General features: G+C 65.3%; 15 protein-coding genes. 8 read left to right on the top strand and 7 right to left on the bottom strand.

All coding sequences use genetic code 11. The features are described from left to right. Positions 1–18: 18 nt before the first annotated feature. A complete protein-coding gene (locus V9K97_RS21235) occupies positions 19–915 on the top strand; it encodes a 4-hydroxy-tetrahydrodipicolinate synthase family protein (protein ID WP_337320447.1) in 897 nt (298 codons plus the stop codon). Here the strand turns inward: V9K97_RS21235 and V9K97_RS21230 are convergent. The 6 genes from V9K97_RS21230 to V9K97_RS21205 form a co-directional block, all read right to left on the bottom strand. After that, the gene (locus V9K97_RS21230) at positions 902–1,153 is read right to left on the bottom strand and encodes a MoaD/ThiS family protein (RefSeq protein WP_258505314.1); all 252 of its coding nucleotides are present in this window, start codon (positions 1,151–1,153) and stop codon (positions 902–904) included. The genes V9K97_RS21235 and V9K97_RS21230 overlap by 14 nt on opposite strands. Positions 1,154–1,167: 14 nt before the next feature. Then, positions 1,168–2,445, bottom strand: coding sequence for a molybdopterin molybdotransferase MoeA (locus tag V9K97_RS21225; protein ID WP_337320446.1), 1,278 nt, complete (start codon positions 2,443–2,445; stop codon positions 1,168–1,170). Then, positions 2,438–2,983, bottom strand: coding sequence for a molybdopterin-guanine dinucleotide biosynthesis protein B (mobB, locus tag V9K97_RS21220; protein ID WP_337295219.1), 546 nt, complete (start codon positions 2,981–2,983; stop codon positions 2,438–2,440). The genes V9K97_RS21225 and mobB overlap by 8 nt, the downstream gene beginning before the upstream one ends. 84 nt (positions 2,984–3,067) lie before the next feature. Then, positions 3,068–4,483: a threonine synthase gene (thrC, locus tag V9K97_RS21215; protein WP_337320445.1), complete on the bottom strand. Its 1,416-nt coding sequence runs from the start codon at positions 4,481–4,483 to the stop codon at positions 3,068–3,070. 21 nt (positions 4,484–4,504) lie between these two features. Then, positions 4,505–5,827 (bottom strand): homoserine dehydrogenase, encoded by a 1,323-nt coding sequence (locus tag V9K97_RS21210; RefSeq protein ID WP_337320444.1) that lies wholly within the window; start codon positions 5,825–5,827, stop codon positions 4,505–4,507. 25 nt (positions 5,828–5,852) lie between these two features. Continuing rightward, the gene (locus tag V9K97_RS21205) at positions 5,853–7,082 is read right to left on the bottom strand and encodes a pyridoxal phosphate-dependent aminotransferase (RefSeq protein WP_337320443.1); all 1,230 of its coding nucleotides are present in this window, start codon (positions 7,080–7,082) and stop codon (positions 5,853–5,855) included. Positions 7,083–7,182: 100 nt separating this feature from the next. Here V9K97_RS21205 and V9K97_RS21200 point away from each other — a divergent pair, with 100 nt between their 5' ends. The 7 genes from V9K97_RS21200 to V9K97_RS21170 all read left to right on the top strand — a co-directional run bounded on the left by V9K97_RS21200 (position 7,183) and on the right by V9K97_RS21170 (position 12,463). Beyond that, on the top strand, positions 7,183–7,566 hold the full coding sequence (locus tag V9K97_RS21200) for an Mth938-like domain-containing protein (protein WP_126748869.1): 384 nt from the start codon (positions 7,183–7,185) through the stop codon (positions 7,564–7,566). Between the two features lie 135 nt (positions 7,567–7,701). Continuing rightward, on the top strand, positions 7,702–8,178 hold the full coding sequence (locus V9K97_RS21195; protein WP_007830801.1) for a peroxiredoxin: 477 nt from the start codon (positions 7,702–7,704) through the stop codon (positions 8,176–8,178). Between the two features lie 211 nt (positions 8,179–8,389). Further along, positions 8,390–10,201: a PhoH family protein gene (locus V9K97_RS21190; RefSeq protein WP_258505308.1), complete on the top strand. Its 1,812-nt coding sequence runs from the start codon at positions 8,390–8,392 to the stop codon at positions 10,199–10,201. 164 nt (positions 10,202–10,365) lie between these two features. Beyond that, on the top strand, positions 10,366–10,737 hold the full coding sequence (locus tag V9K97_RS21185; protein ID WP_337320442.1) for a VOC family protein: 372 nt from the start codon (positions 10,366–10,368) through the stop codon (positions 10,735–10,737). 54 nt (positions 10,738–10,791) lie between these two features. Continuing rightward, positions 10,792–11,259: a GyrI-like domain-containing protein gene (locus V9K97_RS21180; protein ID WP_337320441.1), complete on the top strand. Its 468-nt coding sequence runs from the start codon at positions 10,792–10,794 to the stop codon at positions 11,257–11,259. After that, positions 11,256–11,723 (top strand): 6-O-methylguanine DNA methyltransferase, encoded by a 468-nt coding sequence (locus V9K97_RS21175; protein WP_337320439.1) that lies wholly within the window; start codon positions 11,256–11,258, stop codon positions 11,721–11,723. The genes V9K97_RS21180 and V9K97_RS21175 overlap by 4 nt, the downstream gene beginning before the upstream one ends. Continuing rightward, positions 11,723–12,463: a helix-turn-helix transcriptional regulator gene (locus V9K97_RS21170; RefSeq protein ID WP_337320437.1), complete on the top strand. Its 741-nt coding sequence runs from the start codon at positions 11,723–11,725 to the stop codon at positions 12,461–12,463. Before V9K97_RS21175 ends, V9K97_RS21170 begins: the two co-directional genes overlap by 1 nt. On the opposite strand, the gene dnaB is transcribed toward V9K97_RS21170, so the two are convergent. Beyond that, positions 12,457–13,863 (bottom strand): replicative DNA helicase, encoded by a 1,407-nt coding sequence (gene dnaB, locus V9K97_RS21165; RefSeq protein WP_157613155.1) that lies wholly within the window; start codon positions 13,861–13,863, stop codon positions 12,457–12,459. The genes V9K97_RS21170 and dnaB overlap by 7 nt on opposite strands. Between the last annotated feature and the right edge of the window lie 33 nt (positions 13,864–13,896).

The raw sequence follows: 13,896 nt of genomic DNA, 5'->3' as shown, positions 1-13,896 counted from the left end.
TCCTCAAAGGAAGCTCGCGTGTCGCAATCATCAAACCCCTCCGCCAATCCTGATTTCTCGGGCCTCTGGATTCCTCTTGTCACGCCGTTTCGCGGCGGCGCCGTCGACCACGCTGCGCTCTCGGCCCTGACACGCCGGCTCGCCGATGACGGCGTGGCGGGCTTCGTGGTCTGCGCCTCGACGGGCGAAGCCGCCGCGCTCGATGAAGCGGAACAGCTGGCCGCGCTCGACACGGTGCAAGCCGCCGCCGGCGGGCTGCCGATCATCATGGGCCTCTCGGGATACCACCTGGGCAAGACGACGGCCTGGGTACGGCGGCTCGCCGAACGCCCCCTGGCGGGGCTGCAGGTGTCCGCGCCGCACTACATCCGGCCATCGCAGGCAGGCCTGCTCGAATGGTTCCGCGCCATTGCCGACGCCAGTGCCGCGCCGGTGCTGGTCTACGACATTCCCTACCGCACCGGCGCGACCATTGCGCGCGAAACGCTGCTGGCGCTGGCGGAGCACCCGCGCATCCGCGGCATCAAGGACTGCGGCGGCGACATGGCCAAGACTCGGGCCGTGATTGCGGACGGCAGGCTCCAGGTGCTGTCCGGCGAAGACCACCAGATCTTCAGTACGGTGGCCGAAGGCGGCGTGGGCGCCATCGCGGCGAGCGGGCATGTGCAGACGCGGCGCTTTGTGCAACTGCTGCGCCTCTTGGCCGACAACCGGCTTGCGGAAGCGCGCGCCGAGTGGCAGCTGCTGCAGCCGTTGATAGAGATGCTGTTTGCCGAACCGAACCCGGCGCCGCTCAAGGCGCTGCTGGCGCATGACGGATCGGTGAGCGATGAATTGCGCTCGCCGATGACTCGCGCATCCGATGCGTTGCGCGACCGGTTGGTAGAACTCGACGCCCGGCTCAGCCGCCCGTAACGGGCGGGAAGAAGGCGACCTCGGCGCCCTCGCGCAGCGCGGCCGCCTCGTCGCTCATGACCTGATCGAGCGCCATGCGAACGGCCTTGCCGCGTGCAAGGGCCGTGGCGTATGCCCCGCCGCGGGCAATGAGTTCATCGCGCAAGGCGGCCAGCGTGCCGGCGCCGGTTTCGACGGTTTCGCCGCTGGTGGCAAGCGCCTCGCGCACGGAGGCGAAATAACGGATTTGGACCTTCATGTCGGAAATGCGTTTCAGGCCAGCAGCGAGGCCAAGGGAATGAACTTCACCGTGTCGCCGGCCTTGAAGGACTGGCTGGGCGGGTTGTCGATGACGCCGTCGCCCCACACCATCGACGTCAGCACGCCCGAGCTCTGGTTGGCGAACAGATCGAGTCCGCCGGCTGCGTTGCGCCGCGCGCGCAGGAACTCGCGGCGCTTGTCGGCGCGCGGCCAGTCGAAGTCGGCGCGCATCGGCACGGGCTCGGGCGCCACGCGCGTGGCGCCTTGGAGCGTCAGCAGAAAGGGGCGCACGAGCAGCAGAAAAGTCAGGAAGCTGGAGACGGGATTGCCGGGCAGTCCGGTCACGTGGCAGCGGCCCTTCGCGTCGCCTCCCGCCCTGGGGATCGATCCGTAGGCGAAAGGCTTGCCAGGCTTCATCGAGAGCGACCACAGCTGCAATTCGCCAAGCGCCTGCACTGCGGCCTTGATGTGGTCTTCTTCTCCCACGGACACGCCGCCGGTGGTGATGATCAGGTCGCTGCCCTCGGCGGCACCGCGCAGCGCCTCGATGGTGGCTTCGCGCTTGTCGGGCACGATGCCCAAGTCGTTCACCTCGCAGCCCAGCCGATGCAGCAGGGCGCGCATGAAAAAGCGGTTGGAGTTGTAGATCGCGCCCGGCTTCATGGCCTCGGGTGCGACTTCGCCGGGCATCACCAGTTCGTCGCCGGTGGACAGCAGCGCCACGCGCGGGCGCCGCGCCACCTGGAGCCGGTCGAAGCCGATGCTCGCGGCGAGCCCCAGCGCGGCGGGCGTCAGGCGCTCGCCCTTGCGCAGCACGACGTCGCCGGAGGCCACGTCTTCCCCAGCGCGGCGAATCCATTGGCCGGCGGTGGGAGCCACCTGGATGCGCACCGCGCCAAGGCCGCCTTCCTGCGGCACGGCCTGCGTGTCTTCCTGCATGACGACCGCATCCGCGCCTTCGGGAATCTGCGCGCCGGTGAAGATGCGCGCCGCCGTGCCGGCCGCCAACGGCGTGCCCACGGTTCCGGCGGGAATGCGCTGCGCGACCTGGAGCAAGGCGCCAGGCGCGGCGCAGTCGGCCGTGCGCACGGCATAGCCGTCCATCGAACTGTTGTCCCGCGGCGGCACAGTGAGCGCGGAGACCAGGTCTTGTGCGAGCACCCGACCGTCCGCGTCGAAGGTGGCAACGCTTTCGGCGGGCAGCACCGGCTGCGCCTTGCCGAGCAGGGTTGCCAGCGCTTCGTCGAGCGCCATCAGCGGCGGGCGCGAATAAGGAGCGGTGTCAGCCATGATGTTCGGGGTTGTATTCGAAGCGGGTTCCGCTGTCGATCAGCCACTGCGCGATGCCCTCGATGTCGTCGAGGTCGAACATGGGCAGGTTGGTAGGCGCCGGCAGCCCTTCGGGCGCGTTGGTGGCAATGGCCGTCACGAAGGCATCGTCGATGTACTTCGAAGGCCGAGGCGCCTGGCCTGCTTCGGGCGCGCGCCACACTTCGATCTTCAGCAGGTCGCTGTGCTTGAAGCCCTCGACCAGCACCCAGTCGACGCCGTCGTGAAGCTCCGCAATGAGGTCGTGCACCGTGAGCTGCGCGGGCTGCTCGAATTCGCGGATCAGCGCCAGCCGCTTGTCCGATGCAACCACCACCTCGAACGCCCCCGCCTCGCGATGGCGGTAGGTGTCCTTGCCGGGATGGTCGATGTCGAACTTGTGGTGCGCATGCTTGACCACCGACACGCGTTGCCCATGGAGCCTGAGCACCGGAATCAGTCGCTCGACCAGCGTGGTCTTGCCCGAACCCGAGTACCCGGAAAAGCCGATCACCTTCATGACGAGTTCCTGTGGCTGCTAGCTGGTCGACAGCCGAATGCAAATGCGCGGATGCGGGAGAGCCATTGCGGCAAGTGGCGAAGATCAGTCGCAGTTCTGGGCGATGTAGGCCTTCACGGCCTCCACATCGGCCGGGAGCTTGACCACGCGCTTGGGCAGCGCCTCGATGCCTTCGAACCTGGCCGGCCGCGCGGGCTCATGGCCGAGCGCTTCCACCAGGGTGGCGGCAAACTTGATCGGCAGTGCGGTCTCGAGCACCACCATCGGCACGCCGGGCGTGAGGTGCTCGCGCGCAGCCTTCAGGCCATCGGCCGTGTGCGGATCGACCAGCGTGGCAAAACGCTTCTCGGTGTCGCGAATGGTCGCAAGGCGGTCGGCGTGCGTGCTGCGGCTGCTCTTGAAGCCGAAGCGTTCTGCCGCCTGCTTGAATGCAGGTTCGCCGCTCAGGTCGAAGCGGGCCTGGCTGCCCAGTTCGTCCACGAACAGCGAGCGCAGCTTGCCGGCATCGCGCCCCACCAGGTCGAACACGAAGCGCTCGAAATTGCTGGCCTTGCTGATGTCCATCGAAGGGCTTGAGGTTTCGTGCGTATCGGCCGCCGCGCGCACGCGGTAGATGCCGGTGCGGAAGAACTCGTCGAGCACGTCGTTCTCGTTGGTGGCCACCACCAGCGTATGGATGGGCAGGCCCATCATGCGCGCCACATGGCCCGCGCACACGTTACCGAAGTTGCCCGACGGCACCGTGAAGCTCACCGGCTTGTCGTTGCCCGCCGTGGCCTGGAAGTAGCCGGCAAAGTAGTAGACGACCTGCGCGAGCAGGCGCGCCCAGTTGATCGAGTTGACCGTGCCGATGCGGTACTTGCGCTTGAAGCCCAGGTCGTTCGACACCGCCTTGACGATGTCCTGGCAGTCGTCGAACACGCCGGTGATGGCAATGTTGTGGATGTTCTCGTCCTGCAGGCTGAACATCTGCGCCTGCTGGAACGGGCTCATGCGGCCGTCCGGCGAGGTCATGAAGACGCGCACGCCCTTCTTGCCGCGCATGGCGTACTCGGCGGCGCTGCCGGTGTCGCCGCTGGTGGCGCCAAGAATGTTGAGCTCGGCGCCGCGGCGGGCCAGTTCGTATTCGAACAGGTTGCCCAGGAGCTGCATCGCCATGTCCTTGAAGGCAAGCGTCGGGCCGTTGGACAGGGCTTCGAGGTACACGCCGTCTTCGAGCTCACGCAGCGGCACGATTTCTTCACTGCCGAACACTTCGTGCGTGTAGGTCTTGGCGCAGATGGCTTTCAGGTCGGCCGGCGGAATGTCGTCGATGTAAAGCGAGAGAATCTCGAACGCCAACTCCGCGTACGGCAGGTCGCGCCATTTCGCGAGCGTGGCGGTATCGACTTGCGGATAGTGCTCGGGCAGGTAGAGCCCGCCGTCCGGCGCTAGGCCCTCAAGCAGGATTTCGCAGAAACGCTTGCGGTCCGGGTGCCCGCGGGTGCTCAGGTAGTTCACGATGGTTCTCTTGCGCCGCCCTCAGGACAGCTCTTCCTTGCGGATACGCACGATCGGCTGCAGCACGGTGGGCAGGGCCTGCAGTTCGGCGAGCACGTCGTTCACGGTGCCTTCGCGCGCGTCGTGCGTGAGGATGATCAGGTCGGTCTGCGTGGAGCCTTCGCCGCCCACTTCGTCGGCTTCGCGCTGCAGCACCGCGTCGATGCTGATGCCGGCAGTGGCCAGCAGGCCCGTGACCTTGGCAAGCACGCCGGCCTGGTCGGCCACGCGCAGGCGCAGGTAGTAGCTCGTGACCACCTCGGTCATCGGCAGCACCTTCAGGTCGCTCATGGCGTCGGGGTGGAAGGCCAGGTGCGGCACGCGGTGCGCGGCGTCGGCCGTGTGCAGGCGCGTGATGTCGACCAGGTCGGCGATCACCGCGCTGGCGGTCGGCTCGCTGCCCGCGCCCTTGCCGTAATACAGCGTGGTGCCGACGGCGTCGCCGTGCACCACCACGGCGTTCATCGCGCCCTCCACGTTCGCAAGCAGCCGCTTCGACGGCACCAGCGAGGGGTGCACACGCAGCTCGACGCCCTGCGCCGTGCGCTTGGTGATGCCGAGCAGCTTGATGCGGTAGCCGAGCTGTTCGGCGTACTTGATGTCTTGCGCGGCAAGCTTGGTGATGCCTTCGATGTGCGCCTTGTCGAACTGCACCGGAATCCCGAAGGCAATGGCGCTCATCAGCGTGACCTTGTGGCCGGCATCGACACCCTCGATGTCGAAGGTGGGGTCGGCTTCGGCGTAGCCCAGGCGCTGTGCTTCCTTGAGCACGGTGGCGAAGTCCAGGCCCTTGTCGCGCATCTCCGAAAGGATGAAGTTGGTGGTGCCGTTGATGATGCCGGCCAGCCACTGGATGCTGTTGGCCGTGAGGCCTTCGCGCAGCGCCTTGATGATCGGAATGCCGCCGGCCACCGCGGCCTCGAAAGCCACCATCACGCCCTTGGCATGCGCGGCCGCGAAGATCTCGGTGCCATGCACGGCAAGCAGCGCCTTGTTGGCCGTGACCACGTGCTTGCCGGCCGCAATGGCCTCGAGCACCAGCTGCTTCGCAATGCCGTAGCCGCCGATCAGTTCGATGACGATGTCGATGTCCGGATTGGCAATGACCTCGCGCGCGTCGGCGACGACACGCACGCCCTCGCCCGCGACTTCGCGCGCACGCGCCTGGTCGAGGTCGGCCACCATCGTGATCTCGATGCCCCGGCCCGCACGTCGCTTGATTTCTTCCTGATTGCGCAGCAGCACCTTGAAGGTGCCGCTACCGACCGTGCCTGCACCGAGCAGGCCTACTTGAATGGGTTTCATTGGAGATTCGCGTTGAGGGTTCGTGTCAGTCGGTCTTGCTGCGCAGGCGGTACAGCTCCAGGAATCTGGCAATGCGGTGGATCGCTTCGCGCAGGTCGTCCTCGTGAGGCAGGAACACGATGCGGAAGTGGTCCGGCGTGGCCCAGTTGAAGCCCGTGCCCTGCACCAGCATGACCTTGGTTTCTCTCAGCAGCTCGAGAAAGAACTGCCGGTCGTCCTCGATGGGATAGATCTTCGGATCGAGCTTGGGAAACATGTAGAGCGCGGCGCTGGGCTTGACGCAGCTCACGCCCGGAATGGCCGTGATCAGTTCATAGGCCAGGTCGCGCTGGCGCCGCAGGCGGCCGCCGTCGCCCACCAGGTCGTTGATGCTCTGGTAGCCGCCAAGCGCAGTCTGAATGGCCCACTGGCCGGGCACGTTGGCGCACAGGCGCATGTTCGAGAGCATGTTCAGGCCCTCGATGTAATCCTGCGCGCGCTTCTTGTCGCCCGACACCACGAGCCATCCCGCGCGATAGCCGCATGAACGGTAGCTCTTGGAAAGCGAATTGAAGGTGAGCGTGAGCACATCGGTCGAAAGGCTGGCGATCGCGGTGTGCTTGACGTGGTCGTACAGCACCTTGTCGTAGACCTCGTCCGCGAAGATCACCAGGTCGTGTTCGCGCGCAATGGCCACGATGCTCTTGAGCAGCTCGTCGGAATAGAGCGCGCCGGTCGGGTTGTTCGGGTTGATGACCACGATGCCCTTGGTGCGTGGCGTGATCTTGGCGCGGATGTCGTCCAGGTCGGGCATCCAGCCGTTGGCCTCGTCGCACAGGTAGTGCACCGGCGTGCCGCCCGAAAGGCTCGATGCGGCCGTCCACAGGGGGTAGTCGGGCGCCGGCAGCAGCATTTCGTCGCCGTCATTCAGCAGCGCGTTGGTGGCCATGGCGATCAGTTCGCTGGCGCCGTTGCCCAGGTAGATGTCGTCGAGCGTGACGCCGGCAATGCCCTGCTTCTGCGTTTCGTGCATCACGGCCTTGCGGGCCGCGAAGATGCCCTTGCTGTCCGAATAGCCCGCCGAGGCCGGCAGGTTGCGGATCATGTCCTGCTGCACTTCCTCGGGCGCATCGAACCCGAACACGGCCAGGTTGCCGATGTTGAGCTTGATGATCTTCTGGCCCTCTTCCTCCATCTGCTTCGCGGCGTCCATGATGGGGCCGCGGATGTCGTAGAGCACATTGGCCAGCTTGGCCGATTTCTTGAACTGCTTCAAAGGGCCCTCCCGGGCGCGGGTTACTCGATGTCGAAAGGCCCTTGGAGGCCTCGTGTCACTGGGGAAAACCTATAATTTGACCACAGTTCCCAGTGCCCCGATGAAGCTCCAGCCCGACAAATCCGACGCCCAGTCCCTTACCGCTCACGGCCCCGGGTGGGTTGCGATCAACAACGAGAAGGTCGAGGGCAGCGTGGTGGTCGGCTCCCGGGGCGAGCGCTTCGAATGGAATTGCACCCGCTTCGACCAGCTGGGGCCCGAGCATTTCGCTCAGTTGGCCTCGCTTGGCGCGGAATTGATCATTTTTGGAAGCGGATCGCGCATCCGCTTTCCGCAGGCCGCCTGGCTGCAGCCGCTCATGGCCAAGCGCACCGGCGTGGAGACCATGGACACGCCCGCCGCCTGCCGCACCTACAACATCCTGGCCGGCGAAGGCCGCCATGTGATTGCCGCCCTGCTGGTCGAACCGCCCCAGGATGGCTGAGGGGGAGCTTTTCGGGGTAAAATACCGGGTTGCGAACAGGCCAGCTGCCCTCAGTTAGCAACGACCAATCCTCCATTCATCGAGTCTGCCCGAAAGAGCTCGATTCAATGGAAACCAACGGAGAAAACAAGTTTCATGGCGATCGTTGTCAACAAACCCATTCCTGAATTCGACGCCAACGCCACGGGCGGCTTGAAAGTCTCGAATACCTCGCATCTCGGCCACGTGCTGGTCATGTATTTTTACCCGAAAGATAACACTCCGGGTTGCACGACCGAAGCCATGCAGTTCCGCGACCGCTACAAGGACTTCGAAAAAGCCGGCGCCACCGTGTTCGGCGTGTCCCGCGACAACATGAAGTCGCACGACGAGTTCAAGGCCAAGCTCGAACTCCCGTTCGAACTCATCGCCGACACCGAAGAAAAAATGTGCCACATGTTCGGCGTGGTCAAGAACAAGATCATGTACGGCAAGAAGGTCAAGGGCATCGAGCGCAGCACCTTCCTTATCGGCGCCGACGGCATCCTGAAGGCCGAATGGCGCGGCCTCAAGGTCCCCGGCCATGTCGACGACGTGCTCAAGGCCGTCAAGGCCCTCAAGAAGGCTGCCTGACAGTTACAAGAAGCGCCTTCTGTGCGCTTTTGCTTCGCTTCGTGGGGAATGCCCAACGAACGGTGCAAAGAGCACGAGACGCGTCACGGCCGGTGTGCATAATGGCCTCATGCCGTTGAGCTCCACGACCGCATCCCCCGAACAAAGCCGCCTTGGTCTACAGGCGGCTTTTTCGTTTTCTGGTTTCCAACTCCTGCGAGCGACCTGACACATGCCATTGCCTCCCGCCCCCACGAAACGCGCCGCATTGCTCTCGCCGGATGCGCACGATGCACCCGCCCGCTCCTCGCACAAGGGATCGCGCCGCTCAGGCGAATCGCGCGCCGACTCGGCCTCGACGAGCGGCTCCCAGCCCCTGGAATTGTTCGACCGCAATGCCGCGGAAGCGGTCGGCGGCAGCGCGGAGGCCGCCCCTGCGACGCGTGGCCGGTCGAAACCTGCCTCGTCCCGCAACCAGGAGCGGAACCAGGAACGCAACGAGGACCGAAACCGGGAGCACCGGCCCGCTGCCCGCGGCGAGCCTGAAGCACCACCGGCAGCCTATGTGCCGGCGCCGGCGCAAGTGGCGGTGCCGCAGGCTCCGGCCCGCACCAAGCGCGCCAAGTCCAATGGACCGGCCAAGCTGTTCGTGCTCGATACGAATGTGCTTCTGCACGATCCGATGTGCCTGTTCCGCTTCGAGGAACACGACATCTTCCTGCCGATGATCGTGCTCGAGGAACTGGACGGCCACAAGAAGGGCACCACGGAAGTGGCCCGCAACGGCCGCCAGACCAGCCGCACGCTCGACGCCCTGGCGGCAGCGCAAGACGCCGACATTGCCAAGGGCCTGAAACTCGACACCACGGGCCACCGCGAGGCCGGCGGCAAGCTGTTCTTCCAGACCGCGCCGCTCGACTATTCGCTGCCGGTCAGCCTGCCCCAGGGCAAGGCGGACAACCAGATCCTCGGCGTGGTCCAGGCTTTGCGCGACCAGTACGCCAAGGACCAGCCCGGCCGTCCCAAGCAAGAGGTGGTGCTGGTGTCGAAGGACATCAACATGCGCGTCAAGGCGCGCGCCCTCGGCCTGGCCGCCGACGACTACCAGAACGACAAGACGCTGGAGGACGGCGACCTGCTCTACGCGGGCTCGCTCGCGCTGCCGGCCGACTTCTGGACGCGCCAAAGCAAGACGGTCGAGAGCTGGCAAAGCGGCAGCAGCACCTTCTACCGGATCAGCGGCCCGCTGGTGCCCAACCTGTACATCAACCAGTTTGTGTACTTCGAGGCGCCGGGCGAGCCGAGCATGTATGCGCGCGTCACCGAAATCCGCGACAAGACCGCGGTGTTCAAGACGCTGAAGGACTACAGCTCGGGCAAGAACGCGGTGTGGGGCGTGAACACGCGCAACCGCGAGCAGAACTTCGCGATGAACCTGCTGATGGATCCGGAGGTCGACTTCGTCACCCTCACTGGCACCGCAGGTACCGGCAAGACGCTGATGGCGCTGGCGTCCGGCCTGACGCAGGTGCTCGACGACCGCCGCTACACCGAGATCATCATGACCCGTGCCACGGTGAGCGTGGGCGAGGACATCGGCTTCCTGCCTGGCACCGAGGAAGAAAAAATGGGCCCCTGGATGGGCGCGCTCGACGACAACCTCGAGTTCCTGGCCAAGGGCGATGGCGGCGGCGCCGGCGAATGGGGCCGCGCGGCCACCAACGAGCTGATCCGCAGCCGCATCAAGGTCAAGAGCATGAACTTCATGCGCGGCCGCACCTTCCTGAACAAGTACGTGATCATCGACGAGGCGCAGAACCTCACGCCCAAGCAGATGAAGACGCTGATCACCCGCGCTGGCCCTGGCACCAAGATCATCTGCATGGGCAACCTCGCGCAGATCGACACGCCGTACCTCACGGAAGGCTCCTCGGGCCTGACCTTCGCGGTCGACAAGTTCAAGGGCTGGCCGCACGGCGGGCACATCACGCTGGCGCGCGGCGAGCGTTCGCGGCTGGCCGACTTCGCGAGCGACGTGCTCTAGGCCGCCTTCCCCGCGACTGCCGAGCAATCAAGGCCCGCGCATGCTCCCAGGAGCATGCGCGGGCTTTTTTTTCCTCCGTCGTGACAGCCTCCTGACACGACGTTGTCAGGAGCCTGTCCGCACCATCGAGGCTCCTTCAACGCACAAACGAAAGAGAGCACTTCATGCAAAACGCCATCAGCTGGTTCGAGATTCCGGTCGCCGACATCGACCGTGCGCAAGCCTTCTACGAAACCGTTCTTGGCCGCACGCTGCGCCGCCAAGAGTTCGGCGGTGAAACGCTCGCCGTCTTTCCCTACGACAATCCGGCCACGGGCGGTGCCCTGCAGGCCGGTGCCAACCCCAGCGCACACGGAGGCAGCGGCATCCGCATCTACCTCGATTGCATGCCGAGCATCGATGCCGTGCTTGCCCGCGTCGAGGCGGCCGGCGGCCAGATCGTGGCGCCCAAATCGGCGCTGCCCGAGGGTATGGGTTTCATTGCCCATCTGCGCGATACCGAGGGCAACGAAGTCGGGCTCCACGCCCTTGCCTGATCGACGAGCCGCAGCGCTTCGCAGCACGGCCCCAACAACATCAAGACATCATTCATGCAGGAGAAGAACCAGATGGAACCGGTCCGCCAGCACCATGGCGAATTTCAGGTCGCGGGCCTCACGGCCCGCACCAAGAACAGCGAAGAGAACGACGCTGCCACGGCCCGCATCGGCCCGTTGTGGAACCGCTTCTTCACCGAGGAGACCTACCGCTCGACGCCCCACCGCACGCAGGACGCCCGTATCTTCGGCGTGTACTCCGGCTATGAGTCCGACGCACATGGCACGTTCGATGTGACTGTGGGTGTGGCCGTTTCGGACGGAACGGGGGCGGTCGGCATCGAAGCCGGCGACTACCTCGTCTTTTCAGGACGGGGCGAAATGCCGCACATGGTGATCGATACCTGGCAGCGCATCTGGCAGTATTTCGAGGCAAACCCCACAATCACGCGCCGCTACCGCAGCGATTTCGAAGCGTACGACGGGCCTGACAAAGTGGCGATCCACATCGGAATTTCATGAGCACCAAGAAGAGCTGGCGCGACAGGCTCGCCGGCTACCCTCACCTGCCGAACGTCAAGGAGATTCCTCCACCCCTGCGCAAGCGGCACGGCGAGGGCACCATTGCAACGCCCTCACCCCGCGAGGTCGAAGAGGCGATGCGGGAAGTTCCGGAAGGCCGGCTCGCCACCGTCTTTGGCATTGGAGAGAACATTGCCGCGCGTCACCGTGCCACCATCGGCTGCACGGTGACGACGGCGATCTTTGCGCACATGGTCGCGCATGCGGCCACAGAAGCCGTGCAGGCGAAGGCCGCGACGCCTTACTGGCGCACGCTCAAGATCGACGGCGAGCTCAACGCCAAATATCCGGGTGGCATCGAGGCGCAAATGACAAGGCTCGAGGCTGAAGGCCACACAGTCGTGCAGCGCGGCAAGCGCTACTTCGTCGAAGACTTCGCGAAGAAACTGGCCCGGACACTCTGATGCGCCGCGCCGACCGCCTGTTCCAGCTCGTGCAGATCATCCGCGGCCGGCGGCTCACCACGGCCGCCTTCCTGGCGCAGCGCCTGGAAGTGTCGGAACGCACCGTGTACCGCGACGTCGCCGACCTTCAGCACCAGGGCGTGCCCATCGAAGGCGAAGCGGGCGTGGGCTACAGGCTTGGTGCGGGCTTCGAGCTGCCGCCGCTGATGTTCAGCCAGGAAGAGGCGTCAGCGCTCGTGGCCGCGGCCCGGCTCGCGCAGAGCTGGGTCGATCCGGCGCTGGCGCGCAACATCGAAACGGGGCTGGGCAAGATTCTTTCGGTGCTGCCGGCGGCGGCACGCGTATCGGCTGAGGCGCTGGCGCTCTATGCTCCCGCGCTGGGCTTGGACGACACCATCCGAGCCAGGCTGCAGATCTTGCGCGAGGCCGTCGAAGCGCACCAGAAGCTGCGCCTCAGCTATCGCGATGTATCGGGCGATGCCAGCGAGCGCACTGTGCGTCCGCTCGGCTGTTTCTACTGGGGCAAGGTCTGGACGCTTTCGACCTGGTGCGAGCTGCGCAGCGACTTTCGAGGTTTTCGCCTCGACCGCATGGATGCGGTCGATGTGCTGCCGGAGCGGTTTCGCGACGAAGCGGGCAAGACACTGGCCGACATGATGCGCCAGCTGAAGGCGCGGGCTGCGGCCGAATGCAACGTTGCGGAAACAGCAGCGGCCACGCCAAGTCCGCGGCGTCAATAGTCGTCGCTGCTGCCGTAGCTGGCCAGATTCTCGAACTTGGTGAGCGGCTTCAGGAAAGCCAGCTTCACGGTGCCCGTCGGCCCGTTCCGGTGCTTGCTGATGATCACCTCGGCCACGCCCGGCTCCTTGCTGTTCTTGTCGTAGTAGTCGTCGCGGTAGATGAACATGATGATGTCCGCGTCCTGCTCGATGGCGCCGGATTCGCGCAAGTCGCTCATCATGGGGCGCTTGTCGGTACGGCTTTCAACGCCGCGGCTCAACTGCGACAGCGCGATCACCGGGCACTTGAGCTCCTTGGCGAGCATCTTCAGGCCGCGGGAGATTTCGCCCACCGCGGTCGCGCGGTTCTCGTCGCCGCTCATGCTGGTCGACATGAGCTGCAGGTAGTCGACCACGATCAGGCCGAGGCGCCCGTACTGGCGCGCGAGCCGGCGTGCATTGGCCCGCAGCTCGCTGGTAGAGAGGCCCGGCGTTTCGTCGATGTGCAGCGACACGTTGCGCAGCTTCTCGATGGCCTCTGTCAGGCGCGGCCACTCTTCGTCGCTGAGCTTGCCGGTGCGCAGGTGCCCCTGGTCGATGCGCCCGATCGAGCCGACGATACGCACCGCCAACTGCGAGGCACCCATTTCCATCGAGAAGACCGCCACCGGCAGCCCTTCGTTCAGGGCCACGTGCTCGGCAATGTTGATGGCCAGCGAGGTCTTGCCCATGGAGGGACGCGCAGCCAGCACGATCATGTCGCCCGGCTGCAGGCCCGAGGTCATCTTGTCGAACTCGTAGAAACCCGTGCGCACGCCGGTGATGTCGTTCGGGTTCTCGGCCATTTCGGTCACGCGGTCGAGCAGCTCGACCACCAAGGCATCCATGCTCTGGAAGCCCTGCTTCATCCGCGTGCCTTCTTCGCCGATGTTGAAGATCTTCTGCTCGGCCTCGTCCAGGATCTTGTCGACCGACTTGCCCTGCGTGTTGAAGGCGTTGGTCGCGATCTCGTCGCTCGCGGACACCAGTTTTCGCAGGATGGAGCGCTCGCGCACGATCTCGGCATAGCGGCGAATGTTGCTCGCGCTTGGCACATATTGCGCGAGCGAGTTCAGGTAGACCAGCCCGCCAATTTCCTCGGCCTTGCCCAGGCCCTGCAGCTGCTCGTAGACCGTGATGACGTCGGCCGGCTTGCTGGCATTGATCAGCCCGCCGATGGCCGCGTAGATCAGCTTGTGTTCGTGACGGTAGAAGTCGCCGTCCACCAACAGGTCGCCCATGCGGTCCCATGCGCCGTTGTCGAGCAGCAGGCCGCCGAGCACGCTCGACTCGGCCTCGATCGAGTGAGGCGGAATGCGGAGTTTGGCAACTTGGCGATCGGCCGACGGGTCATTGTCGGCATAGGAGAAAACGGCGGACATGGACTTCCCTTGCAACCCTGCATGCTAAGCCGC

The organism is Variovorax sp. CCNWLW186 (assembly GCF_037203865.1).
Lineage (GTDB): Bacteria > Pseudomonadota > Gammaproteobacteria > Burkholderiales > Burkholderiaceae_C > Variovorax.
Note: the sequence above shows the minus strand (reverse complement) of the source record. Positions and strands in the feature narration are given on the sequence as shown.